This is a genomic window from Primorskyibacter flagellatus (assembly GCF_048268605.1).
GTDB classification, from domain to species: Bacteria; Pseudomonadota; Alphaproteobacteria; order Rhodobacterales; family Rhodobacteraceae; genus Primorskyibacter; species Primorskyibacter flagellatus.
On record NZ_JBLWVF010000008.1, the window covers coordinates 54,258 to 77,550 of the forward strand.

Annotated in this window: 24 protein-coding genes; 18 read left to right on the forward strand and 6 right to left on the reverse strand. The window is 61.0% G+C overall.

Features of this window, described 5'->3' with window-relative positions; all coding sequences use genetic code 11:
* Positions 1 to 134 precede the first annotated feature (134 nt).
* Positions 135 to 1,400 (forward strand): PP2C family protein-serine/threonine phosphatase, encoded by a 1,266-nt coding sequence (locus ACN0WV_RS10790; RefSeq protein ID WP_417605823.1) that lies wholly within the window; start codon positions 135 to 137, stop codon positions 1,398 to 1,400.
* On the opposite strand, the gene ACN0WV_RS10795 is transcribed toward ACN0WV_RS10790, so the two are convergent.
* Positions 1,386 to 1,829, reverse strand: coding sequence for an NUDIX hydrolase (locus tag ACN0WV_RS10795; protein WP_417605670.1), 444 nt, complete (start codon positions 1,827 to 1,829; stop codon positions 1,386 to 1,388). The genes ACN0WV_RS10790 and ACN0WV_RS10795 overlap by 15 nt on opposite strands.
* A 78-nt stretch (positions 1,830 to 1,907) precedes the next feature.
* Between ACN0WV_RS10795 and hslO the strand changes: the two genes are divergently transcribed.
* The 7 genes from hslO to ACN0WV_RS10830 all read left to right on the forward strand — a co-directional run bounded on the left by hslO (position 1,908) and on the right by ACN0WV_RS10830 (position 10,269).
* Entirely contained in the window at positions 1,908 to 2,903 is a 996-nt protein-coding gene (gene hslO / locus ACN0WV_RS10800) for an Hsp33 family molecular chaperone HslO (RefSeq protein WP_417605672.1), read from the forward strand.
* Complete coding sequence (locus ACN0WV_RS10805; protein ID WP_417605674.1) at positions 2,893 to 3,492, forward strand: CoA pyrophosphatase; 600 nt, start codon at positions 2,893 to 2,895, stop codon at positions 3,490 to 3,492. The genes hslO and ACN0WV_RS10805 overlap by 11 nt, the downstream gene beginning before the upstream one ends.
* Positions 3,489 to 4,643, forward strand: coding sequence for a CCA tRNA nucleotidyltransferase (locus ACN0WV_RS10810; RefSeq protein WP_417605676.1), 1,155 nt, complete (start codon positions 3,489 to 3,491; stop codon positions 4,641 to 4,643). Before ACN0WV_RS10805 ends, ACN0WV_RS10810 begins: the two co-directional genes overlap by 4 nt.
* Before the next feature lie 80 nt (positions 4,644 to 4,723).
* A complete protein-coding gene (locus ACN0WV_RS10815) occupies positions 4,724 to 6,580 on the forward strand; it encodes an ABC transporter ATP-binding protein (RefSeq protein WP_417605678.1) in 1,857 nt (618 codons plus the stop codon).
* Positions 6,577 to 8,409, forward strand: a complete 1,833-nt coding sequence (locus tag ACN0WV_RS10820) for an ABC transporter ATP-binding protein (RefSeq protein WP_417605680.1) — start codon at positions 6,577 to 6,579, stop codon at positions 8,407 to 8,409. The genes ACN0WV_RS10815 and ACN0WV_RS10820 overlap by 4 nt, the downstream gene beginning before the upstream one ends.
* 37 nt (positions 8,410 to 8,446) lie before the next feature.
* Positions 8,447 to 9,667 carry a class I SAM-dependent RNA methyltransferase gene (locus tag ACN0WV_RS10825; protein WP_417605682.1) on the forward strand — a complete coding sequence of 407 codons (1,221 nt, stop codon included), beginning with the start codon at positions 8,447 to 8,449 and terminating at the stop codon, positions 9,665 to 9,667.
* Between the two features lie 107 nt (positions 9,668 to 9,774).
* The gene (locus ACN0WV_RS10830) at positions 9,775 to 10,269 is read left to right on the forward strand and encodes a L,D-transpeptidase family protein (RefSeq protein ID WP_084350959.1); all 495 of its coding nucleotides are present in this window, start codon (positions 9,775 to 9,777) and stop codon (positions 10,267 to 10,269) included.
* 55 nt (positions 10,270 to 10,324) lie between these two features.
* Here ACN0WV_RS10830 and dalA read toward each other — a convergent pair whose 3' ends face one another.
* Positions 10,325 to 10,843 (reverse strand): divisome-associated lipoprotein DalA, encoded by a 519-nt coding sequence (gene dalA / locus ACN0WV_RS10835; RefSeq protein ID WP_417605684.1) that lies wholly within the window; start codon positions 10,841 to 10,843, stop codon positions 10,325 to 10,327.
* A 168-nt stretch (positions 10,844 to 11,011) separates the two neighbouring features.
* On the opposite strand from dalA, the gene ACN0WV_RS10840 reads away from it, so the two are divergent.
* Both ACN0WV_RS10840 and ACN0WV_RS10845 read left to right on the forward strand, forming a co-directional pair.
* Positions 11,012 to 11,614, forward strand: coding sequence for a L,D-transpeptidase (locus ACN0WV_RS10840; protein ID WP_084350955.1), 603 nt, complete (start codon positions 11,012 to 11,014; stop codon positions 11,612 to 11,614).
* A 148-nt stretch (positions 11,615 to 11,762) separates the two neighbouring features.
* Positions 11,763 to 11,954, forward strand: a complete 192-nt coding sequence (locus tag ACN0WV_RS10845) for a ferrochelatase (RefSeq protein ID WP_084350953.1) — start codon at positions 11,763 to 11,765, stop codon at positions 11,952 to 11,954.
* 80 nt (positions 11,955 to 12,034) lie between these two features.
* Here ACN0WV_RS10845 and hemH read toward each other — a convergent pair whose 3' ends face one another.
* Together hemH and ACN0WV_RS10855 are read right to left on the reverse strand one after the other, a co-directional pair.
* On the reverse strand, positions 12,035 to 13,096 hold the full coding sequence (hemH, locus tag ACN0WV_RS10850) for a ferrochelatase (RefSeq protein WP_417605685.1): 1,062 nt from the start codon (positions 13,094 to 13,096) through the stop codon (positions 12,035 to 12,037).
* 55 nt (positions 13,097 to 13,151) lie between these two features.
* Positions 13,152 to 13,970 (reverse strand): methyltransferase domain-containing protein, encoded by an 819-nt coding sequence (locus ACN0WV_RS10855; RefSeq protein ID WP_417605687.1) that lies wholly within the window; start codon positions 13,968 to 13,970, stop codon positions 13,152 to 13,154.
* Here ACN0WV_RS10855 and ACN0WV_RS10860 point away from each other — a divergent pair.
* The 4 genes from ACN0WV_RS10860 to ACN0WV_RS10875 are packed head-to-tail and all read left to right on the forward strand — an operon-like array spanning position 13,969 to position 16,285.
* The gene (locus ACN0WV_RS10860; RefSeq protein ID WP_417605689.1) at positions 13,969 to 14,718 is read left to right on the forward strand and encodes a double zinc ribbon domain-containing protein; all 750 of its coding nucleotides are present in this window, start codon (positions 13,969 to 13,971) and stop codon (positions 14,716 to 14,718) included. The two genes, ACN0WV_RS10855 and ACN0WV_RS10860, sit on opposite strands and share 2 nt — an antisense overlap.
* Positions 14,719 to 14,754: 36 nt before the next feature.
* Positions 14,755 to 15,012, forward strand: a complete 258-nt coding sequence (gene grxC, locus ACN0WV_RS10865) for a glutaredoxin 3 (RefSeq protein WP_084350947.1) — start codon at positions 14,755 to 14,757, stop codon at positions 15,010 to 15,012.
* A complete protein-coding gene (locus tag ACN0WV_RS10870) occupies positions 15,012 to 15,842 on the forward strand; it encodes a carbon-nitrogen hydrolase family protein (RefSeq protein WP_417605691.1) in 831 nt (276 codons plus the stop codon). Before grxC ends, ACN0WV_RS10870 begins: the two co-directional genes overlap by 1 nt.
* Entirely contained in the window at positions 15,842 to 16,285 is a 444-nt protein-coding gene (locus tag ACN0WV_RS10875; protein WP_084350943.1) for a MarR family winged helix-turn-helix transcriptional regulator, read from the forward strand. The genes ACN0WV_RS10870 and ACN0WV_RS10875 overlap by 1 nt, the downstream gene beginning before the upstream one ends.
* A gap of 111 nt (positions 16,286 to 16,396) precedes the next feature.
* On the opposite strand, the gene ACN0WV_RS10880 is transcribed toward ACN0WV_RS10875, so the two are convergent.
* Positions 16,397 to 17,887 carry an inorganic phosphate transporter gene (locus ACN0WV_RS10880; protein WP_417605693.1) on the reverse strand — a complete coding sequence of 497 codons (1,491 nt, stop codon included), beginning with the start codon at positions 17,885 to 17,887 and terminating at the stop codon, positions 16,397 to 16,399.
* Between the two features lie 272 nt (positions 17,888 to 18,159).
* On the opposite strand from ACN0WV_RS10880, the gene ACN0WV_RS10885 reads away from it, so the two are divergent.
* Positions 18,160 to 19,131 (forward strand): alpha/beta hydrolase family protein, encoded by a 972-nt coding sequence (locus tag ACN0WV_RS10885; protein ID WP_417605695.1) that lies wholly within the window; start codon positions 18,160 to 18,162, stop codon positions 19,129 to 19,131.
* A 125-nt stretch (positions 19,132 to 19,256) separates the two neighbouring features.
* Here ACN0WV_RS10885 and ubiG read toward each other — a convergent pair whose 3' ends face one another.
* Entirely contained in the window at positions 19,257 to 20,012 is a 756-nt protein-coding gene (gene ubiG, locus ACN0WV_RS10890; RefSeq protein ID WP_417605697.1) for a bifunctional 2-polyprenyl-6-hydroxyphenol methylase/3-demethylubiquinol 3-O-methyltransferase UbiG, read from the reverse strand.
* Positions 20,013 to 20,060: 48 nt separating this feature from the next.
* Here ubiG and pip point away from each other — a divergent pair, with 48 nt between their 5' ends.
* The 3 genes from pip (at position 20,061) to ACN0WV_RS10905 (ending at position 23,293) form a co-directional block, all read left to right on the forward strand.
* Positions 20,061 to 21,032: a prolyl aminopeptidase gene (pip, locus tag ACN0WV_RS10895; protein WP_417605699.1), complete on the forward strand. Its 972-nt coding sequence runs from the start codon at positions 20,061 to 20,063 to the stop codon at positions 21,030 to 21,032.
* Between the two features lie 93 nt (positions 21,033 to 21,125).
* Positions 21,126 to 22,124, forward strand: a complete 999-nt coding sequence (locus tag ACN0WV_RS10900) for an ABC transporter permease (RefSeq protein ID WP_417605700.1) — start codon at positions 21,126 to 21,128, stop codon at positions 22,122 to 22,124.
* Entirely contained in the window at positions 22,121 to 23,293 is a 1,173-nt protein-coding gene (locus ACN0WV_RS10905) for an ABC transporter permease (protein WP_417605701.1), read from the forward strand. Before ACN0WV_RS10900 ends, ACN0WV_RS10905 begins: the two co-directional genes overlap by 4 nt.

Consider the following 23,293-nt stretch of genomic DNA (forward strand, 5'->3'; position numbering starts at 1 on the left):
AAATTGTTGCGGGTTTTTAGGGGTGGGATTCACCAAAGTTTAATCAGCACTGCCCTAAACCCGAACGCATGAAATCGAACACGCAGATGAAGGGCGCTCCTGTGACCACGGCGGTGGATAATTCACTCAAGGCAATGGCGGGCAGCGCAACGCTGCGCATGGCTTTGGTGGTCGATGACAGCAGGCTTCAACGCAAAATTATCACCAGCATGTTGCGAAAATGGGGGCTGGAGGTGATCGAGGCCGCATCAGGGGATGAGGCAATCGTCCTGTGCGAGAGCCACCAGCCAGACCTTGTATTGTCCGACTGGATGATGCCCGGCATGGATGGGTTGGAATTTTGTCGTCGATTCAGACAGATGGCGCGCGACAGCTATGGATATTTCATCCTTCTGACATCCAAGGGCGAAAAGGATGAAATCGCGCGGGGGCTGGATGCCGGTGCCGACGACTTTCTGACCAAACCCGTGAATGCGGCAGAGCTGCGCGCCCGCATCACCGCCGGCGCGCGGATCATGCAGATGGAACGCGAGCTAAACCAGAAGAACCGCGTGATTTCGGAAACACTGGGGACGTTGCAGACCCTGTATGACGCCATCGACAAGGATCTGAAACAGGCTCGCAAGATCCAGGACTCATTGATGCCCGAAACGGTCCGCGATTTCGGGGCGTCCCGTGTCTCCCTTCTGCTCAAACCCTGTGGACATGTGGGCGGCGATCTTGTCGGCATGTTCAGCCCCGATGACATGCAATTGGGCTTCTACAGCATCGATGTGTCCGGTCACGGCATTACGTCTGCGATGATGACGGCGCGGGTGGCGGGCTATCTCAACAGTTCCTTTCCGGACCAGAACATCGCGATGGAGCGCGATACGGACGGCCGTCTCAAGCTGCGTCCGCCCGACGTTGTCGCCCGCATGCTGAACGACCGATTGAATGCCGATGCCGGGGTCGAGGAATATCTGACGCTTCTCTACGCCGTGGTCGATCTTCGCACAGGTGTCGCGAAACTTGTTCAGGCCGGACATCCGCACCCGTTGGTCATGCGGGCTGACGGCAGTGCCGAATTCATCGGATGCGGTGGTGTGCCCGTGGGGCTCGTAAACGACGTGATATATGACCAATCCGAGATCCGACTCGCCCCCGGTGATCGGCTATTGCTCTATTCTGATGGATTTCCGGAATGCGTGATGAAAAACGGGCGGATGCTGGAGGATGACGGGCTGCACCGGCTGGCAACTTCGACGCCCCACACCGGCAGGGGTGCCGACTATTTGCAGGATATGTTCTCGCGGCTTGCCGAAGATATGGCAGCGCCGGGTCAGTTGACTGACGACGTGTCAGCCGCATTGCTTGAATTCGGATGTCCGGAGGTCAATCAGATCTCAGCACAATCCTAGCATCCGGCGAACAAAATGCCGATCTCCGGCATTAGCCAGCTCGACCATTGCATCGCGTGGTTTCATCCAACAGGCCGTGTGATCCGGCTCTACAGGGTCCCCGCAACTGCGAACCGGGGTCGCGAGATAGACGGGACAAATCTTCTCTGCCCAAATATCGTAGTCAGGCATGAAGGTGAAACGCCGGAATACTCCCAGCCTGCGGGGCCGTGCAATCGTCCATCCGGTCTCTTCCCAAACCTCGCGATGCAGCGCGCGCAATGGCGATTCGCCCGGATCAATGCCGCCACCGGGCAGCTGAAACTCTGGTTCCGGTTGTGATTGATGGGTCAATAACAAGCCGCGCTTGCCGGGCAGGATGGCGTAGACTCCGGGCCGGGCTACATAGTTCTTGCCGGGCAGGGGGCTGTTGCCAAACCGTCTTGTCATTTGCCGCCCCCTTGGCCGATTGCTTGCCGTCCCTATATTGTCGCTGTATGCCAACACGCCACGGCCAAGGAAACCCCCATGACACTCGGTTCTAAACTCGCCTGGGACGATACCGTCCTGCCCTTTCAACTCGACCGTTCGGATATTCGCGGCCGGGTCACGCGGCTGGACGGCGTTCTGGACGGAATCCTGAAACAGCATGACTACCCGCCACAGGTCGAGGCGCTGGTGGCCGAGATGGCGTTGCTGACCGCTTTGATCGGCCAGACGATCAAGCTGCGATGGAAACTGTCGTTACAGGTTCAGTCCAAGGGCCCGGTGCGCATGATCGCGACCGACTTCTACGGCCCCACAAAAGAAGGCGAACCCGCCAAGATCCGCGCCTATGCCAGCTATGATGCCGACCGTCTGACCGACGGGCCGCCGCGCGACAACGTGGGCGAAGGCTATTTCGCGATCATGATCGATCAGGGCAAGGGCATGACGCCGTATCAGGGCATCACGCCGCTGACGGGTGCCACGCTTTCCAACTGCGCAGAGACGTATTTCGCTCAGTCAGAGCAGTTGCCGACCCGGTTCGCGCTCAGCTTCGGGCGGTCGACTGAACCTGGCGTGCCGGAACATTGGCGCGCTGGCGGGATCATGTTGCAGACGATGCCCAAGGCGTCCCCCGCAGCGGGTGGCGAAGGCGGGTCCGGCGAGGGTGGCCTGTTGGCGGCCGACGATATTCTGGATGACGACGCCAGCGAAAACTGGAACCGGGCCAATCTTCTGCTGGACACGGTCGAGGACATTGAACTGATCGGCCCCAGCCTGCCTGCGACCGATCTGCTGGTGCGGCTGTTCCACGAAGAAAATCCGCGCGTGTTCGATACACAGCCGGTCCGGTTCGGATGCACCTGCTCGGAGGATCGCGTGCGCCAAAGCCTGTCGATCTATTCCGCCAGGGATATCGAGAAAATGACCACCGATGAGGGGACGGTCACGGCGGACTGCCAGTTCTGTGGCGCGCATTATGTGCTCGACCCGTCGACGGTTGGTTTCGAAGCAAAGGGTGACGAGGGTGACAACTGACACCCTCAAACTGCTGCGTCGCGCGGTTGAACCGTCGGGATCCGCATCATCGGATTTTGACCTCAATCCCGGCGTCGTTCTGCCTGAGGGTCGAAGGCTGCGGCCTGCCGGCGTGCTTGTTCCGGTGCTTGAGGGGCCGGACGGGCCGGAAATCATCCTCACAAAGCGGTCCTCGGCGCTGAAGCATCATCCGGGTCAGATTTCCTTTCCCGGTGGCAAGCAGGATGACACCGATGCCGATGTTGTCGCCGCCGCCCTGCGCGAAGCGCACGAAGAGATCGGGCTGCCAACCGAATTGGTTGATGTGGTCGGGACATTGCCCACGCATGAGACGGTCACGTCCTTCACCATCACACCGGTCATCGGGATCATTTCCCAACCCTTCGATCTGATCCCGGAACCCGGCGAGGTCGCCGAAGTCTTTCGCGTGCCGTTGCACCACCTTTTGGTGCCGGAAAACTACACTATTCAGGGACGCCGCTGGCGCGGCCAGACGCGTCATTATTATATCGTGCCATTCGGACCCTATTACATCTGGGGGGCCACCGCGCGCATTCTTCGCGGTCTGGCAGAGCGGTTGTCGCGATGACCCGCGTGACCGGCACGTGGTTTCTTGCGCCCGAAACGCAGGCAGTCATGCAGATGCTGGAGGCCGGTGGCTATCTGGCCTATTTCGTAGGCGGCTGCGTACGCAATGACCTGCTGGGCGTGGCGGTCAGTGATATGGATATTTCCACCAATGCCCTGCCACAGCAGGTCATGGCCCTGGCCGAAGGCGCTGGGCTGAAGACCGTTGCCACCGGCATCGAGCATGGCACGGTTACGGTCATCTCGAACGGCGTCCCGCATGAGATCACCACGTTTCGGGCCGATGTAGAGACGGATGGCCGCCGCGCCGTGGTCGCCTTTTCGGGCGATATTGCCGAAGACGCCGTGCGCCGCGACCTGACGATGAACGCGCTGTATGCGGACCGGACCGGAGAAGTCATTGATCCGCTGGGCGGCCTGCCGGATCTACGCGCGCGCCGGGTACGGTTCATCCTGAATGCGACCGATCGGATCCGCGAGGATTATCTGCGGTCGCTGCGCTTCTTCCGCTTTGCAGCATGGTATGGCGACCCCGATCAGGGCTTTGATGCCGAGGCACTTTCGGCAATCGCGTCAAATCTCGACGGTCTGCAAACACTGTCTAAAGAGCGTGTCGGGTCGGAAATGCTCAAGTTGCTGGCGGCCCCGGACCCGGCCCCGGCGATTGCGGCCATGGAACACACCGGCGTTTTGCGGGTGATCATGCCCGGCGCGGTGTCAACGGCGCTGGCACCGCTTGTGCATCACGAAGGCAGTCTGAACATTCCAACCGATCCGCTGCGCCGCCTTGCCGCTTTGGGGTTTCGCGACGGCGAGTCCCTGCGCCTGTCAAAGGCACAACACAAGCAACTTGCGTTGCTGGGGGATCTGATCGGCAACATGGATAGCCCCGAGGCGCTGGGCTACCTTTATGGCACCGACACTGCCCTTTCGGTTCTGATCCTGCGGGCGGCGCTGTTCGACTCTGCCATTGACCCGCAATGGTTGCGCACCGTCCCCGATGCAGCCTCCCAAAAATTTCCCATCAAGGCCAAGGACTTGATGCCCGAATTGACCGGCCCTGCGCTGGGCGAAAAGCTGAAATCGCTTGAAATGAAATGGATCGCATCGGGCTTCACCCTTGACCGTGATGCGCTGCTTGGCGACACCTGACCCGCCACAGAACCCAAGGCATGGCCTTCGGGCGGAAAATCGGTGAAAGTGCGCCAACCCGATCAGATCAGAGCCCGCCCGTGTTTCGTTTTTTTGAACGCCTTGTAGATCCCTATTGCGACTATCCGCGTCAGGACAGGCCGCCCACGAAGCTGTGGCCGTTCCTGCGCGGCTATTCCGTGCCGTTCAAACGCGTCTTTGCACTGACCGCGCTGGCTTCGGTCGTCGTGGCCACGGTCGAAATCGCATTGATCTGGGCGATGGGCTGGATTGTCGATGTGCTGAACGGCGACCCCGCGCAGGTCTGGGCCGACCATGGCACAAAGTTCATCCTGCTCGCGCTGTTCATCCTGTTCCTGCGGCCCGTGTTGCAGATGCTGGATGTGTTGTTGCTGAACAATGCGATCATGCCGAATTTCGGGACGTTGATCCGCTGGCGCGCGCATGGGCATGTGCTGCGCCAGTCGGTCGGCTGGTTCGAAAATGACTTTGCCGGTCGCATCGCCAACAGGATCATGCAGACACCCCCGGCGGCGGGCGAGGCGGTGTTTCAGGTCTTTGACGCGATCACCTTTGCACTTGCCTATGTGGTCGGGGCGCTGGTCATGTTGGGGCAGGGCGATCTGCGCCTGATGATCCCGCTGGTGCTGTGGCTTGCGCTATATGCCGCGTTGATGCGGTGGACGATCAAGCGCGTCGGTCCGGCGTCAAAGGCAGCATCGGATGCGCGCAGCCTTGTCACAGGGCGCGTCGTGGACAGTTATTCGAACATCCATTCGGTCAAGATGTTTGCGCATCACGACCGCGAGCTGGAGTTTGCGCGCGAAGCAATTGAAAAAGCCCGCGAGACCTTTGCCGCCGAGATGCGGATCTTCACGATCATGGATGTGACGCTTGTGGCGCTGAATGGTCTGCTGATCGTCGGGGTCGTTGGCTGGGGTCTGCTGCTCTGGACGCAGGGGCAGGCCTCGGTTGGCGTCGTGGCGGCGGCGACCGCGCTGACCTTGCGGCTGAACGCGATGACCGGCTGGATCATGTGGGCGCTGACCAGCCTGTTCCGGGAACTTGGCGTCGTGGCCGAAGGGATGGAGACGATTGCCCAGCCGCTCGATCTGGTGGATGACAAGGACGCGCCACCCCTTGTGCTGACCGATGGCGCGATCACAATCCAGGATCTGTCGCATCATTACGGCCGCGACGCTGGCGGGTTGGACGGTGTCACGCTGAACATCCGGCCGGGTGAAAAGATCGGGCTGATCGGTCGCTCGGGTGCCGGCAAATCCACCTTGGTCAAGCTGCTTTTGCGGTTTTACGACGTCGAACAGGGCCGCATCCTGATCGACGGGCAGGACATCTGTGCCGTGACGCAGGACAGCCTGCGCAGTCAGATCGGGATGGTGCAACAGGACAGCGCCCTGCTGCACCGCTCGGTGCGCGACAACATCCTGTACGGGCGGCCCGACGCGACCGAGGCAGAGATGATCGCCGCCGCGAAGAAGGCCGAGGCGCATGAATTTATCCTCGATCTCAGGGATCCGCAGGGGCGCACGGGCTATGACGTGCAGGTCGGCGAACGCGGGGTGAAGCTGTCGGGCGGCCAGCGGCAGCGCGTCACATTGGCCCGGGTCATCCTGAAAGATGCGCCCATCCTGCTGCTGGACGAGGCGACAAGCGCCCTGGATTCCGAGGTCGAGGCCGCGATCCAGAAAACCCTCTATGGCATGATGGAAGGCAAAACCGTGATCGCCATCGCGCACCGCCTGTCCACCATCGCCCACATGGACCGCATTCTGGTGTTGGATCAGGGCCGGATTGTCGAGGAAGGCACCCATGACGCGCTTTTGGCGCAAGGTGGGCTATATGCCGGGTTCTGGGCGCGCCAATCCGGCGGCTTCCTGACAACCGACGAAGACGACGAAACCGAGGCCACCGCATGAAACTCGCCAACTGGATTAACCATTTCGCACCCGCCGATGGCCCGCCGCCACGCACCCTGCTGGCGTTCTTTCGCTGGGGCCTGCGCGGAACAGAGCGGGTCTTGGCCCTTGCTGGTGCCGTTTCGATCATCGCCGGGATAACCGAAGTGATCGCCGCGCTGCTTCTGGGCCGGGTGATTGACGCGGCGCTGTCGTCGGACGCGCAATCCGTCTTTGCCGACCAAAACGGCATTCTCATCTGGTCGCTGCTGTTCTTCATCCTGCTCCGCCCGGCGATTCTGGGCGTCGCGTCGGTCACGCAATCGGTGATGGTGCAGCCCAACGTGCTGAACCTGATCCTGTCGCGCCTGCACCGCTATACGCTGGGGCACGCCGTCACGTTCTTCGACAACGATTTTGCGGGCCGTATCGCGCAAAAGGAATGGCAGACCGCCCGCGCGATGAACGATTCCGTGGTCGAGATCCTGCATACGGTGCTGTTCGCGCTCGCCTCTGTCGTGGGCGCGGTGCTGATGCTGGGAACGGTCGATCTGCGCATCGCCGCCGGTCTGGTCGTGTGGATGCTGGGCTACGGCTTTCTGATCCGTCATTTCATGCCGCGCATCCGCCAACGGTCCAAGGCGCGGGCCGGCGCGCGGGCAATGACGACCGGCCAGATTGTCGATACCGTCACCAATATCAAGACCGTCAAGCTGTTCGCCCATGCTGATTACGAGGATCGCGCGGCGCTGGGCGCGATGCAGACCTATCGCGACCGTTCGGTGGAGTTTGGCTACATCTCGGTGGCCTTCCGGTTCTGGCTGATGGCACTTGCGGGCATTCTGCCGGTGCTTCTGGTGGGTGGTGCGCTATTTTACTGGAACCTTGGCCTTGTGACCGCGGGCGACATTGCCGCGACCGGCGCCGTGGCGCTGCGATTGGCGCAGATGACCGGTTGGGTCAGCTTCACGCTGATGGGGCTTTACGCAAATATCGGCGAGGTCGAGGACGGGATGCGCACCCTTACCCCGCCCCATACGCTGGTGGACAAGCCGGATGCGCAGGATCTGGTCGTGACGGGTGCGCAGGTCGATTTCAAGGATGTCAGCTTTGCCTACGGGCGGCGCACTGGCGGGATCGAGAACGTGTCGCTGACCATCCACCCGGATGAAAAGCTGGGCATTGTCGGTGCGTCCGGGGCCGGGAAGTCGACGCTCGTGGCGCTGCTTCTGCGGCTCTATGACACCGAAGGCGGGGCCATCCGGATTGACGGGCAGGACATCGGCGGCGTGACTCAGGAATCCTTGCGGCGGATGATCGGCATGGTCACGCAGGAAACCGCCATGTTCAACCGCTCGGCACTGGACAACATTCGCTATGGCCGGCCCGAAGCCACCAAGGAAGAGGTGATCGCCGCCGCCAAACAGGCAGAGGCGCATGAGTTCATCCTGAAGATGCAGGACCATATGGGCCGCGAAGGCTACGCGGCGCATCTGGGTGAGCGTGGCGTCAAACTGTCCGGCGGTCAGCGTCAGCGGATCGCCCTGGCGCGTGCCATACTGAAAGACGCGCCGATTTTGGTGCTGGATGAGGCGACAAGCGCGCTGGATTCCGAGGTCGAAGCCTCGATCCAAGAGGCGCTGGACCGGGTGATGCAGGGCAAGACCGTGCTGGCGATTGCGCACCGCCTGTCCACGATCTCCAGCATGGACCGGATCATCGTCATGGATGATGGCCGCATCGTCGAGATCGGCACGCATACGCAGCTTCTGGCGCGGGGTGGGCTTTATGCGCGCTACTGGGACCGGCAGTCGGGCGGCTTTATCGGATCGCAGGATGCCGCCGAATAGGCTGGATCGCGGCGCAGACAAGCGTTAGGGCGTGCCTATGACGACAGTGACCATAGAACGGCTGGGACATCACGGCGACGGCATTGCAGCCGGCCCGATTTATGTCCCACGCACCTTGCCCGGCGAAGTGGTCGAGGGCGATGTTGTGGGCGATGCCATGCCGCAGCCCAGGATCGTGACGTCCTCGCCTGACCGGGTAAAAGCGCCTTGTCGACATGCTGCCGCCTGTGGCGGGTGCCAGTTGCAGCATGTGTCAAACAGGTTTGTCACCGATTGGAAGCTGGGCATCGTGACACACGCGCTGGCTGCGCATGGGTTGGAGGTTCAGCCGCGCCGGATCCTGACCTCACCGCCCTCGACTCGCCGTCGTGCCGGGTTTTCCGCACGCCGCACCAAGAAGGGGGCGATGGCCGGGTTTCACAAGCGCGGCGCCGATGTGATCGTCGGGGTGCCGGATTGCCTATTGGTCGATCCCGCCATTGCCGCCGCCCTGCCGATGGTCGAGGCGCTGGCGATTGCCGGCACCAGCCGCAAGGCAGAGCTTTCGGTTATGGTCACCACCTCGCTTGGCGGGCTGGATGTCGCCGTGACGGGCGGCAAAGAGGCCGATCCGCAGCTGCAAATGCAGCTTGCCGCGATCGCGGAAAAATTCGATCTGGCGCGCCTGACCTGGGACGACGATCTTGCCCTGACCCGGCGCATGCCCGAGCAACAGTTCGGCCCTGCACGGGTGACGCCCCCCGCCGGTGCGTTCCTGCAAGCAACTCCCGAAGGCGAATCGGCGCTTTTGGCTGCCGTGACAGAAGCCGTCGGAGGTGCTGCCCGCATCGTGGACCTGTTTGCCGGATGCGGCACGTTTGCCTTGCCGCTTGCTCGGGCGGCGGCGGTGCATGCGGTCGAAGGGGATGCGGCGATGGTGCGCGCGCTGGATGCCGGGTGGCGCAAGGCACCGCTGCTGCACGCCGTCACCCATGCCACGCGCGACCTGTTCCGCGCGCCGCTGGACGCCTCTGACCTGAAGGGCTTTGACGCGGCCGTGATCGACCCGCCCCGTGCCGGCTCGCAGGCGCAGATCGCCGAGCTTGCCAAAAGCGGCATTCCGGTCATCGCACATGTGTCGTGCAATCCGGTGACATTCGCGCGGGATGCGAAGATGTTGGTCGATGCCGGATACCGGATCGACTGGATTGACGTGGTCGATCAGTTCCGCTGGTCGACGCATGTCGAACTGGTCGCGGGCTTCACGTTGAACGCCTAAGGCGGATCGCCGCCACAATCCGTGGTTTGAGTTGATAATCCCCCTACCTCCGACGCCCGAAAAAATGTACCCTGTCACCCGAGGCAAATACAAAAACAGGCAGAAAAATGCGAGTATTCAGGTTTCTTGCAGTCGTCATGCTGATGATCGGCGTGTCGGGCTGCGCGAGCAAGTTCAAGACATATAATGGCCCCGAAGTGACTCAGGTGGTCGTCAACAAGGGCGAGCGGCGGATGTATCTGCTGCACAATACCGAAGTGCTGGAGGCCTACAATATCGGGCTTGGCTTTGCGCCATCCGGCGACAAGAAGATCAGCGGCGATGGCCGCACGCCCGAGGGCAACTACCTGATAGACCGGCGCAATCCGAACAGCGAGTTCCACCTGTCCATCGGAATCGATTATCCCAATGAGGCCGATCTCGCCGAGGCGATCGCACTGGGCAAACCGCCCGGTGGCGACATCTTCATTCACGGCAGACCCAAGAAATACCGTGATGGAAAACGCGACTGGACGGCAGGCTGCATCGCCGTGACGGACCGCGAGATCGAACAGATCTACGCCATGGTGAAAAACGGGACACCGATTTCAATCCAGCCCTAGGCGTGGGCGCAAGGCCCCGGATCAAGTCCGGGGCAGTTTGTGTGGCGGGTCGGGCCTAGTTGCCCATCACCATGGTCCACCAGATCTTGCCATTGTTTTCCTGGTGCCAGGAAAAGCCCATGTTGCGGGCCTCGGCGCCGACGATCACGTTGCGCGTGGCGGGTGTTTCCATCCAGGCGGCCAGGGTTTCCAGCTCTGTCTCGTAGGTTTCCGAGATATTCTCGCCCACCAATTCACCCGAATAGCCGGCGCGGCGGACTCGATCCAGCGGCGAAGATCCGTCGGATCCGAAATGCCACGGACGGTTCTGCGCCGCCATATCGCGGGAATGCGTGGCCGCCGCTGCGGTAAGCTGCGCATTCAGTTGGACCGGGGACACACCTGCGGCCTGACGCAGCGCATTGACCGAGTCGAGCATTCTGAACTGGATGCGCGACTCAGAGCCTGCGCTGATTCGGTAGACCTTTGGCGCAGGCCTGCCATCTGCCAGAACCGGGGTTGAGACCACGGGTGCAGGGGCACATGCTGCAAGCACCAGCAGGGTCGAAATGGTCAAGAATATGGCACGCATCATGTGTCTGTCATCCGTTCATTGCACTGCTTCAGCCATAGCGGTGCTTACGTTGCTATTCAAACCCACATCCGCGTGAGTAGGCCCAATGACGCCGGTTTGAATTGCGACTGAGGCATTCCGGCAATAAATATGTTACCATAATGTCTGTTTTCCTTATGGAGTTCCAAGATGACAAAGCCGATACCTCGGATTTTTGACCGCCGCGGCTTTCTGGCTGCTGGCGCTGCGTTCGCTGCGACGCCGGCCTTGGCACAGAATGTCAACGGTGCCGACACGGTCGAGATAGAGCGTGAACTGTCGCAGGTTGTCCGCCGCAATATCTCCAGCTTTCGGGCGCTGGACTGGCAACCCTATTTCAGTTCGCTGAACAATGGCGCGGTTCTCGTGGACATCACTTCGCGGGCCTTGCACTATTGGTCAGAGGATGGAGCGACCTATAAGCTGTACCCGTCCTCCGTGCCTTTGACAGAGGATCTGACGCGTCGTGGCCGTACCAGCGTGATCCGCAAGGTCGAAGGGCCCAGCTGGGCACCGACGCCTGCGATGAAAAAGCGCAATCCGGAATGGCCGGACTTTGTTGGCCCGGGCCCGGACAACCCGCTTGGCACGCATGCGCTGTATCTCAGCTGGCAGTATTACCGCATCCACGGCACCCATGACACACGCAAGATCGGCCGTCGTTCTTCCAATGGTTGCATCGGCTTGTACAACGAGCACATCCAAGAGCTGTTCAGGCTGACGAAGGTCGGAACGCAAGTGTTGCTAATTTGACGACATTGGACAGGGGCTGCTTCGAAAGCGTCAAGGTTGCGTTTGCATTAGGCGAAAATAGCTGCTTAGAAAGAGTTACGAGGTAAGTCTTGGGTGCTTGCTGTTAGCCCTGCGTGGGAAACTGCAAGCGTATTACTGGAGGTATACAATGAAGAAACTCGCACTCGCCGCTGTCCTGACAGCCGCCGCTTCGACCGCAATGGCCGGTTCGTATGCAAAAGACGACGTAGTAATGGAGCCGGTTGTGGTTGTTGAAGAAGCAGCGACAAGCTCTTCTTCCGCTGGCCTGATCATTCCGCTGGTACTGCTGGCAGTTATCGCAGCAGCCGCGTCCAACTAATTCCCCTACGGGATTAGAGAATTCGAAAAGGGCGGTGCGAAAGCGCCGCCCTTTTTACATGCGCATTTGTCTGGCCGGGGTCAGACCCAGCCCTGAAGATTCTGATCAATGACGCCTGCCAGCGCTGTCACATGCGCCGGGTCGTCGTTCAGGCAGGGGATATAGGTGAACTGCTCGCCACCGGCCTCTTCAAAGCTTTCGCGGATCTCTTCGTTGATCTCTTCCAGCGTCTCGATGCAATCAGCGGAAAACGCGGGCGCAATCACCGCGATCTTCTTCTTGCCTTCTTCCTTTGCAAGTCGGGCCACCTCTTCCACCGTATAGGGTTTCAGCCATTCCTCGGGGCCAAAGACCGACTGGAACGTGGTGCGAATCTCTGTATCGGCCCAGCCCAGCCGCTCCTTCAGAAGCCGCGTCGTTTTCTGGCATTGGCAGTGATACGGATCGCCCTGCATCAGATAGCGTTGCGGCATACCGTGATAGGAACAGACCAGAATATCGGGCTTCTCGCTGAGCGCCGCATAGCCACGCTCCACCGATTGCGCCAGCGCCTCGATATATAGCGGCTGGTCGAAATAAGGGTCCGCGATGCGGGCGGTGGGTTGCCAGGTTTCCTTCATCAACGCGCGGAAGAACTGATCGTTCGCGGTGGCAGAGGTGGCCCCGGCGTAATGCGGATAAAGCGGAAAAAACAGGATCTTGCGACACCCGGCCTCGACCATCGCGCGGACCTTTGATTCGGTGGACGGGTTGCCATAGCGCATGCAGAAATCGACCATCACCTGATCGCCATGCCGCGCCTGCACCTCTGCCGCAATCGCCGCGGTCTGATCGCGGGTGATGGTCATCAGCGGGCTTTCGTCCCGCTCGGTATTCCAGATCGACCGATAGGCCGCCCCGGAGCTGAAGGGCCGTTTGGTCAGGATGATAAGTTGCAACAGCGGCTGCCACTTCCAGCGCGGGTAGTCGATCACCCGCTTGTCGGACAGGAATTCGTTCAGATAGCGCCGCATCGACCAGTAATCATGCCCGTCGGGCGTGCCCAGATTGGCCAGCAGCACGCCGATTTTCGGTTTGGCGACAACCGGATGGTCAGAAGGCGCATTTTCGGGACGGCTGGCAGAGTGAGTAGCATCAAGCATGGGCGGGCATCCGTTCAGTATGTTCAGGTCCGACATATCGTGAATGTCGCATTGGTCAATCTTTCAGCGGCGTTTCGTCGGTGCCAAGCGCGTCGGCAAGACGATGCGCCGCAGATCCGGGGCGCAAAGGCTTGGGCTGGCTGTCATGGGCCGCCCATCCGGTCAGAAAGATCATCTCGAATGTCGCGGGTATGCGGCCGTCTGGGGCGCCCCAGGTTTCGACATAGATCCGCGCGGCCTCTGCGATCACGTCGCGCCGGGTGAATCCGCGCAGGCGGCCATTCAATGCGTTGCCCTCGCCCATCGCCCGCAGGTCCTGCATCAGATGCAGCGGCGTGGCATAGCTGACCGTCAGGGGCAGGCTGTCCGCGACCGGCAGCGCAAACCCGGCCCGCTGCAACAGCGCCCCCAGATCGCGGATCTCGGCCATCGGCGCGACACGCGGCGACAGCCCGCCGGTGACGGTGCTTTCCGCCTGTGCAAGCGCGCTGCGCAACTGGTGCAGGGTCTGCCCGCCAAACGCCACAGACAGGTGCAGCCCGTCCGGGCGCAACGCATGGCGACACTGGATCAACTGCCCCGCCGGATCATTCGCCCAATGCAGCGCAAGCGCATGGATCACCAGATCATGCGCGCCCTCGTCCAGCGCCAGCACATCCGTATCGGCCACGATCTTCGCGCCCGGCAGGACATCTTGCCAGATTTCGGGGAAAGGCGTGACAATGGCGGGATTGGTAAACTGCCTGTTAACCATCGAGAGACGATCCTCGACCTCATCCCGTGCCGACTGGTGCAGGAACAGGGCAGGCGCACGGGTCGCACGGGCGCGGTTGCGGGCAAGCGCCGCAAGATCGGTCAGGGGCACGGCAGTCATGGGGCAGAGACATAAGGTGGCTTGGGCAGGTTTGCAAACGGCACTCCAGCTGATCTATCCGCCGCGATGCCTGACCTGCGGCGGCATGGTCGAAAGCGATTTCGGCCTTTGCGGCCCTTGCTGGCGCGACACGCCGTTTATCGGCGGTCTGGTTTGCGATCTCTGCGGCACACCGCTGCCGGGCGTGGATGACGGTGTGGCGGTGCATTGCGATGATTGCATGACCACCGAACGGCCGTGGCAACAGGGGCGCGCCGCGTTGCTGTATCGCGATGCCGGCCGCAGGCTGGTGCTGTCGCTCAAACATGGAGACCGGCATGATGTGGTCCGCCCCGCCGCAAAGTGGATGGCGCAGGCCGTCAGACCCTTGCTGCGCGAGGACACGCTGATCGCTCCGGTGCCGCTGCATTGGTCGCGCATGGCGCGGCGTCGCTTCAACCAATCTGCCCTGCTGGCCGCCGCTTTGGCCCGTGTAACGGGGCGCAAGACCTGCCCGGATCTGTTGCTGCGCACAACCCGGACCCGCTCGCTGGAGGGTTTGACCCGCGATGCACGCTTTGCCATGCTGACCGGCAGCATCCGCGCCCACCCCCAGCACGGCGCGTCGATCGAAGGGCGCTCGGTCCTGTTGGTCGATGACGTGATGACCTCTGGCGCGACTTTGGCGGCGGCGGCAGAGGCCTGCCACGCGTCGCGGGCGCGTGAAGTTTGTGTCATCGCACTGGCACGCGTTGCAAACCAGCCTTAAATCCCTGACAAACACGCCTGTCAGAAGGGACCAGACATGCAAGACGTTGAAATCTACACCTCGCCGCTTTGCGGCTTTTGTCACGCGGCCAAGCGGTTGCTGAACCAGAAAAATGTCAACTTCACCGAGATTGACGTGTTGGCCAACCCCGACCGCAAGCCGGAAATGATCCAGCGCGCCAGTGGCGGACGTACCGTGCCGCAGATCTTTGTCGGCGAAACCCATGTCGGCGGCTGTGACGAGCTTTATGCGTTGGAGCGCGCCGGCAAGCTGGACCCGCTTTTGGCCAGCTGATGCGCACTGCCCTGCTGCAACTGACCTCGTCGGACGATCCGGCGCAGAACCTGGGCCTTGTCCGGGGCCTTCTGCACGAGGCAGCCGCAGCAGGCGCTGGGTTCGCCCTGACGCCCGAGGTCACCAATTGCGTCTCGATGAGCAGGCCGCATCAGGCGCAGGTGCTGCGCAATGAGGCACAGGACGAAACCCTCGCGGGCCTGCGAGAAACCGCCGCTGAACTGGGCATCTGGCTGCTGATCGGCTCGCTTGCCGTCAAGTCCGATCCGCCGGAAGACCGCTTTGCCAACCGGTCCTTCCTGATCGCACCAGATGGCGAAATCCGCGCCCGCTATGACAAGATCCACATGTTCGACGTGGACGTGTCAGAGACGGAAAGTTACCGCGAATCCTCTGGCTACGCGCCCGGAACCCGCGCCGTCGTGGCGCAGACGCCCTTCGGCACGCTTGGTCTCAGCATCTGCTACGACATCCGCTTCCCGCATCTTTACCGCGCCTTGGCGCAGGCTGGCGCGCAAATCCTGACAGTGCCCTCGGCCTTTTCGCCTGTCACAGGTGCGGCGCATTGGGAAAGCCTGCTGCGCGCCCGCGCCATTGAAACCGGCGCCTGGGTCCTGGCCCCTGCGCAAACCGGCACGCATCCCGCCAGCACCGGCAAAAGCCGCAGCACATACGGGCATTCGATGGTGATTTCACCCTGGGGAGAGGTTATCGCAGATGCGGGCACCGAACCGGGGCTGACCCTTGTCGATCTTGACCTGAATGCCGTAACCAAAGCGCGGGCGCGGATTCCGTCCCTGACCCACACGCGCAGCTTTGAAGGCCCCTGATGTCGGATTCGATCAACGCCACTGCCGCCTTGCTGTTCAGTGAATTGCTGACTGCCGATCAGCTATTGCGCAACCGGTTGAACAAGGTGCTGCCGAACAAGATGGAGATTTCGCATTTCTCGGTGCTGAACCACCTTGCGCGATCATCTGACGAACGCACCCCGGCCCAGCTCGCCCGCGCGTTTCACCTGACACGCGGCGCGATGACGAACACGCTGACCAAGCTGGAGAATGCCGGCTACGTCCATATCCGTCCCGATTGGGAGGATGCCCGCCGCAAGATGGTTGCGATCAGCCCCGCAGGCCTCGCCGCGCGCAACGCCGCCGTTGCTGCCATCACGCCGATGATCGCCGACCTTGTTGCCGACCTCGGCGATACCCGCGTCAAATCCGTCCTGCCCGTCCTGCGCGAGTTGCGGCTGAAGCTGGAAACCGATCCTTAGCACAGGCCAAGGACGGCAGTTCGACACAAAGCAGCCATCCCGCCACGCGACACATGGCCGCTGACCCGCCCGTCGATGAAACGGACACGGCTTGGCCAGATTCGGATCGCGTCAGGACGCCCCCATGACCACCGTGATCAGGAACAGGATCGTTCCCGACAATATCGCGGCGGCTGGAACCGTGATGACCCAGGCCGCAATGATCGTCATGAAATGGGACCTGCGCACCAGCTTTCGGCGCCGCCGTTCGGCGGCCGGGTATGTGGGGCGGTCGGGCATGGTCAGGCGTGCCTTTTTTATGCGCCTTTCCGTATCCCATTCCCTGAAAAACCCAACGCCGAACACGCCGCCCACCGCGATATGGGTGGAACTGACCGGAATCCCCAGCCAGCTTGCCAGAATGACCGTGATGGCCGCGGACAGGGCGACGCAATAGGCCCGCATCGGGTTAAGCTTCGTGATCTGGCTGCCAACCATCCGGATCAGTTTTGGTCCGAACAGAAGCAACCCGAAGGAAATGCCGAACGCCCCCAGCACCATGACCCAGAACGGAATGCTGACGGCATCGGTGAAGTTGCCCGATTGCGAGGCTTGCACGATCGCGGCAAGGGGGCCAACGGCGTTGGCCACATCATTCGCACCATGCGCAAAACTTAGCAGCGCGGCCGACACGACAAGCGGGATGCCGAACAGGGTCTTCAGCGATTTGTTGCGGTTCTCAAGCCCTTCAGATTTTCGCCGGATCACCGGGATCATGATGATCCAGGACAGGACGCCCGCCACCGCACCGATCAGCAAGGTCGTTGTCAGATCAAACTGGATAACCTTCTTGAAGCCCTTCAATGCCAGATAGGCGGAAAAGGCACCGGCCATGATGCCCACAAGAACCGGCACCCATTTGCGCGCGGCCGCGATCTTGTCGTCCTGATAGATGATCTTGGATTTGATGAACCAGAGGAACAGCGCCGCGATTGCCCCACCGAGAATCGGGGAAATCACCCAGCTGGCCGCGATCTTGCTCATCGTGGACCAGTTCACCGCACCGAACCCGGCGGCGACGATGCCCGCGCCCATGACACCGCCCACGACCGAATGGGTCGTGGATACCGGCGCGCCGACCCATGTCGCCAGATTGACCCAAAGTGCGGCGGACAAAAGCGCGGCCATCATTGCCCAGATGAACATTTCCGCCGTGGCCATGCTTTCGGGTGCGATGATCCCCTTGGCAATGGTCGAGACGACATCCCCACCTGCAAGCAACGCGCCCGCGCTTTCGAAGACGACAGCGATGGCAATGGCACCGCCCATGCTCAGCGCGTTGGCCCCGACCGCCGGGCCCATGTTGTTGGCAACATCATTCGCGCCGATATTCAGCGCCATATAGGCCCCAAGACAGGCGGCCACGATCACGATCAGGGAGTTGTTGGTTTGTCCGAAGAAAAGCGCGGCGGTCAAACCCGCCAACACAACGAACACAAGCGAGACGGCAGGCCCGACCATGGGGCGCCCGACATAGGTGGTTGCGATCTCCAGACTGGAGAACCGCGCCAGATCGCGATCCAGAGTCTCAAGGTGGCGGGGATCGCCGTGCTCTTGTGTCATGTTGTTCCCTCGGGATATTTGTCCTTCTCTAGACTCCAACAGCGGGAAAGATCAATCGGGGCTTTGCTTTGCTTTGGGTTGGGGATCACGGCCCGTCATCTGCCAGAGGGACGCCCGTCGCAATGCTGCCCGACCCGTCGCGAGGCGGACGGGGCAAAGCGATTCACAGCGATGATCACAGAAGCGAAGGGTCGGCCAAGCAGACCTTGCTGTCATTGCCATAAAGGCGTGATACAGCGGCTTACAATGCAATCCGCACATGGAACCATGAAATGAGACTCGGTCTTTCCTTAGCTTTGTTCCTGGCCGCAGCGCCCTGTCTGGCACAGCCTGCGGCGGGTGTTGCGCATCTTTCCGAAACGACGGTAGCGGAACGCCCCCTGTCCCTGTCGATCTGGTATCCTTCGGAGGGTGAAGCATCGGAAACCGTTGGCGGAAATCCAGTATTTGAAGGGGTTCCAGCCGCCCCGGATGCCCGGTTTCCGGAAGGTGCGTTCCCACTGGTGGTGGTGTCACACGGCGGCTTGCGGTCCGCTGCTGATTCCGGTGCCTGGCTCAGTTCCGCCATAGCGCGAGCAGGTTATGTCGTGGTAGAGGTCAACGCACCGCGTCCGGAAAATGCAGTTGCCGCATTGGACGAGATCTGGCGCAGGCCGCAGGACATCCGCCGCGTGATTGATCTGATGCTGACGGACAAGGCCTGGGGTCAGCGGGTCGATGATCGCAGCATTTCAGTTGCAGGATTCGCGCTTGGCGCGACCGCCGCATTTTCCGTCGCCGGGGCAGAACTCGACGTTGCGCGTTACATGGGGTCCTGCGCCGCCGATAGTGAAATGGAAAATCCTGATTGTGGCTGGTATGCCAAGCAAGGCGTTGATCCGTCGCAAACCAGTCAGGAAAGCTTGGCGCAGTTGGTCAGAGATCCGCGCGTTAAGGCGGTGATCGGCGTGAACCCGGAATATCTGACCGCGCTTGGCGCGGTCCCGGCGGAGGTCAGCGCGCTGCGGATTTCTCTTGGTGATCCTGATGACGCATCCGACAACGACCAACTTGCAAAAGACGTTGTCATACCCAACGCGTCCGTGTTCGATGCGTTTGCGGTCTGCACCGACGCCGGCCCGGATATTCTCCAAGAGGAGGCGGGCGATCCATCCCTTTGCGGCGCTTCATCGGAAGCGCGCCGGGCCATCCAACAGAAAGTGTCCGACGCGGTCATATCCTTCCTCGCGGGTGTGAACGAATAAGCGCATCCGGCCCGGCAGTCCTGGGGCCGGACACCGAATGACGAACAGGAATCCCCGCAAGATGCCCCCATCTTGGCCCCAAGGGGCTTATGTACACAATTGCAGTACAAAAGCCCCAAAAGGCCTCAAGCAGAGCCGCCGGGTTTCAGGCTGGCGGTGACGTAATTCACGCTCAGGTCGCGGTCGGACAGGCGCCATTGCCAAGTGATCGGGTTGAAAACAAAACCCTTGCGATCCACCGGATCAAGCCCCGCCTTGCGCATCAGCTCGAACAGCTCTTCGGGTGTGATGAACTTGGCCCATTCATGCGTCCCTTTCGGCAGCCAGCGCATCACATATTCCGCACCGACAATCGCCATGGCAAAGCTTTTGGGGTTGCGGTTGATTGTCGAGCAGATGTGTAACCCGTTGGGTTTCAACAAGTCTTTGCAGGCCGTGAGATAGGCAAGCGGGTCGGCCACATGCTCGACCACTTCCATGTTCAGCACCACATCGAACTGTTCTTCGGCTGCTGCCATCGCCTCGGCTGTGGTGTGGCGATAGTCGATCTCCAGTCCCGATTGCTGCGCGTGAACCTGCGCGACGGGGATGTTACCTTCTGCCGCATCGGCACCGACCACCGTTGCGCCCAGTCGTGCCATCGGTTCGCACAAAAGCCCGCCGCCACAGCCGATGTCCAGAATACGCAGGCCTTCGAAAGGCCGCAAGGCATTGAGATCACGATCAAATTCTTCCGAGATCTGGCTGGTGATGTAATCCAGCCTGCACGGATTGAGCATGTGCAGCGGCTTGAATTTGCCGTTCGGATCCCACCATTCGGCGGCCATCGCTTCGAATTTGGCAATTTCCGACGGGTCGACCGTGGTCTGAGTTGCCTGCATCGCGAAGTTCCTGTGTTTTTTGTCAGCTTGTCCATATATAGATCGGTCATGGACAAATTCTCGGGCCAAAAGCGCGCAGTGCAGCATCTTTATCCACCCCTCGATCCGTTCGATCAACGCATGATGGAGGTCGGAGGCGGACACACGATCTATGTCGAGCAATGCGGCAATCCGGACGGGATTCCGGTTATCGTGCTGCATGGCGGCCCCGGCGGCGGGTGCAGCCCGACGATGCGGCGCTATTTCGATCCCAAGGTCTATCGTGTCGTGCTTTTCGATCAGCGCGGATGTGGCCGGTCACGGCCTCATGCCAGCGTCATCAACAACACGACATGGGATCTGGTCGCCGATATTGAACAGATCCGCGAGGATTTGGGGGTCGAAAAGTTCATCGTCTTCGGCGGCAGCTGGGGCGCGACGCTGGCGCTGATCTATGCCGAGACGCATCCCGAGCATGTCAGCAATCTGGTGCTGCGCGGCGTGTTCATGATGACCCAGGCGGAATTGGACTGGTTCTATGGTGGCGGGGCCGGGCTGTTCTGGCCCGAACCTTGGGCGCGCTTCTCTGACCTGATCCCGGAAGATGAGCGGCACGACATGATCGGTGCCTATCACAAGCGGCTGTTTTCGAATGATCTGCGGATCGAGACGCAATATGCAAAGGCTTGGTCTGCTTGGGAAAATGCGCTTGCCTCGGTCTATTCAAGCGGATCGGGCGGCGATGCGCCGGGGGATTACGCGCGGGCCTTTGCGCGGTTGGAAAACCACTATTTCACCAATGCGGGCTTTCTGGATTTTGACGGTCAGATCCTCGCCCATGTTGACCGGATCGCGCATATTCCCGGTGTCATCGTGCAGGGCCGCTACGATATGATCTGCCCGCCGGAACGCGCCTGGCAACTGGCGAAGGCCTGGCCAAATGCGGAACTGCGCATGATCCGCAACGCCGGTCACGCGCTGTCCGAACCCGGCATCAGCGCAGAGCTGGTCAAAATCATGGATCAACTGACCGGCCGCTAAAACCGGACGCAGCGTTCTTCGTCACAGGGGTTTACTTAGATCCGTCAGCGGTTACGCTTCACGCCATCAGCAGAAACAACTGAAAGAGGTCAGGTGTCATCAGTCTTTCGCATCATCTTGCAGCGCATTGCGCTGGGTGTGTTGACCCTGTTCATCGTATCAATTGTTATCTTCACGGCGGTAAACATGCTGCCCGGCGATTTTGCGCAGGCGATTCTGGGGCAGGCCGCCACACCAGAGGCGATCGCCGCGATCCGGCAGGACCTTGGATTGGATCAACCCCCGGTAAGCCGTTATTTCACTTGGCTTGCGGGCGCGGTGCAGGGGGATCTGGGGTCTTCGTTCGCGCAGGCAAACTTTGCCAGCTTCGTCGGCGCAGAGAGTGGCGGAACCGAAGTCACGGTCGCCACGCAGATCGCGCCACGATTTGCCAACACGATGTTCCTCGCGGGCGTCACGGCCTGCATTGCTGTGCCATTCTCGATCTTTCTGGGCGTTCTGGCAGCACTCTATCGCAATTCGGCGTTCGACAAGGCGGCAAATGTCTTCACGCTCAGTTCGATCTCCAGCCCCGAGTTTTTTCTGGCCTATGTGCTGATCCTGTTTCTGGCGGTGCTCAACCCGGTGCTGCCGTCCCTGTCGAATATCTATGACGGCATGGGCTTTGGCGAACGTCTGCAAAAGACGCTGTTGCCGGCGTTGACGCTGACATTGGTTGTCACGGCGCATATGATGCGGATGACGCGTGCGGCAATCATCAACCTGCTCGCCTCACCCTATATCGAGATGGCGCGGCTGAAGGGCATCTCGCCCCTGCGGGTGATCGTCAAGCATGCCCTTCCCAATGCGCTGGCGCCGATCATTAACGTTGTCGCGCTGAACCTTGCCTATCTCATCACCGGGGTGGTCGTGGTTGAAGTGGTCTTTGTCTATCCCGGCATTGGGCAGTTGTTCGTGGACGGGGTCAAGACCCGGGACATCCCGCTGGTGCAGGCCTGCTGTCTGATTTTCGCGGCGGCTTATATCCTGCTGAATCTGACGGCTGATATCATGTCGCTGCTGTCCAATCCGCGCCTGAGGCATCCCAAATGAGCATGATACTCTGGATCCTGCTGATGGTGCTGGCGCTTGGTCTTGCCGGGTGGGTGTTCCGTCTGGCGGGACAGAAACTCACACACAACAAGCCCTATTTCCGCGACATGCCGTTTGGCGTCGGCTTTGGCTATGCTCTGGCTGGCGGGGCGTTGCTTGGCGGGTTTTGGCTGTGGTTTCAGCCCGGCGCGGTGTTCTTTCGCTGGGCGGTTCAAGGCGTCGTAATCTTCGCAATCGTCGCCTGGATTTTCCGTCTTCTGGGCCGCGCGGTTGGGACGTCGGGTACGCGCAAGCTGTTCCGCGATATGCCTTTGACGGCCAGCTTCGGTATCCTCATCATCCTGATCTACGCGGTTCTTTCGATTTTTGCCGGGGCCATCGCGCCACATGGGCAGGAAGAGGTTTTTGCCCGCGTCAACGTCCTGCCCGGTGGCAATCTTGAAACCGGGGGGGATCCCGCCTTTCCGCTTGGCACCGACCAGATCGGGCGCGACCTGCTGAGCCGCCTGATCTACGGCGCGCAGAATACCGTGGGCATCGCGTTCGTCACGACCTGTCTTGCGTTCCTGCTTGGCGGTTCGCTGGGGTTTCTTGCCGCGACCTTGCAGGGTTGGTTGGATCAGGTTCTCAGCCGTGCGGTGGACGTTCTGATGGCGATCCCCTCGTTGATTTTCGCGCTGCTGTTGATGACCATCGCCAGTGCTTGGGCGGGGTCGGAAAAATGGCTGCTGACGGTCTATATGATCCTCATCATTGCAGTGATCGATTCCACCCGCGTGTTCCGTCTGGCCCGCGCTGTCGGGCTAAACATCGTTGTGATGGATTACATCGAGGCGGCGAAACTGCGCGGTGAAGGGCTGCCCTACCTGATCTTCAAGGAAATCCTGCCCAATGCCTATGCGCCCCTGCTGGCGGAATTCGGACTGCGGTTCTGTTTTGTGTTCCTGACCATCGCCTCGCTCAGCTTTCTGGGCGTCGGTATCCAGCCGCCTTTGGCCGATTGGGGCACGATGGTGCGTGATCTGTCGCAATTCATCAATTTCGCCGCCTTCTCACCGCTGACTGCCGCCCTGCCGCTTCTGGCGGCAGGCGTGATCGCGCTGCTGACGGTTGCGGTGAATTTTGTGGTGGACTGGATGCTGCACCGGACCTCCGGGCTGAAGGATTGA

Excerpts from the sequence above, each read along its gene's own strand:
- ACN0WV_RS10790 (WP_417605823.1), top strand. The coding sequence starts at position 135 with ATGGCGGGCAGCGCAACGCTGCGCATGGCTTTGGTGGTCGATGACAGC.
- ACN0WV_RS10795 (WP_417605670.1), bottom strand. The coding sequence starts at position 1,829 with ATGACAAGACGGTTTGGCAACAGCCCCCTGCCCGGCAAGAACTATGTA.
- hslO (WP_417605672.1), top strand. The coding sequence starts at position 1,908 with ATGACACTCGGTTCTAAACTCGCCTGGGACGATACCGTCCTGCCCTTT.
- ACN0WV_RS10810 (WP_417605676.1), top strand. The coding sequence starts at position 3,489 with ATGACCCGCGTGACCGGCACGTGGTTTCTTGCGCCCGAAACGCAGGCA.
- ACN0WV_RS10820 (WP_417605680.1), top strand. The coding sequence starts at position 6,577 with ATGAAACTCGCCAACTGGATTAACCATTTCGCACCCGCCGATGGCCCG.
- ACN0WV_RS10825 (WP_417605682.1), top strand. The coding sequence starts at position 8,447 with ATGACGACAGTGACCATAGAACGGCTGGGACATCACGGCGACGGCATT.
- ACN0WV_RS10830 (WP_084350959.1), top strand. The coding sequence starts at position 9,775 with ATGCGAGTATTCAGGTTTCTTGCAGTCGTCATGCTGATGATCGGCGTG.
- dalA (WP_417605684.1), bottom strand. The coding sequence starts at position 10,843 with ATGATGCGTGCCATATTCTTGACCATTTCGACCCTGCTGGTGCTTGCA.
- ACN0WV_RS10840 (WP_084350955.1), top strand. The coding sequence starts at position 11,012 with ATGACAAAGCCGATACCTCGGATTTTTGACCGCCGCGGCTTTCTGGCT.
- ACN0WV_RS10845 (WP_084350953.1), top strand. The coding sequence starts at position 11,763 with ATGAAGAAACTCGCACTCGCCGCTGTCCTGACAGCCGCCGCTTCGACC.
- hemH (WP_417605685.1), bottom strand. The coding sequence starts at position 13,096 with ATGCTTGATGCTACTCACTCTGCCAGCCGTCCCGAAAATGCGCCTTCT.
- ACN0WV_RS10860 (WP_417605689.1), top strand. The coding sequence starts at position 13,969 with ATGGGGCAGAGACATAAGGTGGCTTGGGCAGGTTTGCAAACGGCACTC.
- ACN0WV_RS10855 (WP_417605687.1), bottom strand. The coding sequence starts at position 13,970 with ATGACTGCCGTGCCCCTGACCGATCTTGCGGCGCTTGCCCGCAACCGC.
- grxC (WP_084350947.1), top strand. The coding sequence starts at position 14,755 with ATGCAAGACGTTGAAATCTACACCTCGCCGCTTTGCGGCTTTTGTCAC.
- ACN0WV_RS10870 (WP_417605691.1), top strand. The coding sequence starts at position 15,012 with ATGCGCACTGCCCTGCTGCAACTGACCTCGTCGGACGATCCGGCGCAG.
- ACN0WV_RS10875 (WP_084350943.1), top strand. The coding sequence starts at position 15,842 with ATGTCGGATTCGATCAACGCCACTGCCGCCTTGCTGTTCAGTGAATTG.
- ACN0WV_RS10880 (WP_417605693.1), bottom strand. The coding sequence starts at position 17,887 with ATGACACAAGAGCACGGCGATCCCCGCCACCTTGAGACTCTGGATCGC.
- ACN0WV_RS10885 (WP_417605695.1), top strand. The coding sequence starts at position 18,160 with ATGAGACTCGGTCTTTCCTTAGCTTTGTTCCTGGCCGCAGCGCCCTGT.
- ubiG (WP_417605697.1), bottom strand. The coding sequence starts at position 20,012 with ATGCAGGCAACTCAGACCACGGTCGACCCGTCGGAAATTGCCAAATTC.
- pip (WP_417605699.1), top strand. The coding sequence starts at position 20,061 with ATGGACAAATTCTCGGGCCAAAAGCGCGCAGTGCAGCATCTTTATCCA.
- ACN0WV_RS10905 (WP_417605701.1), top strand. The coding sequence starts at position 22,121 with ATGAGCATGATACTCTGGATCCTGCTGATGGTGCTGGCGCTTGGTCTT.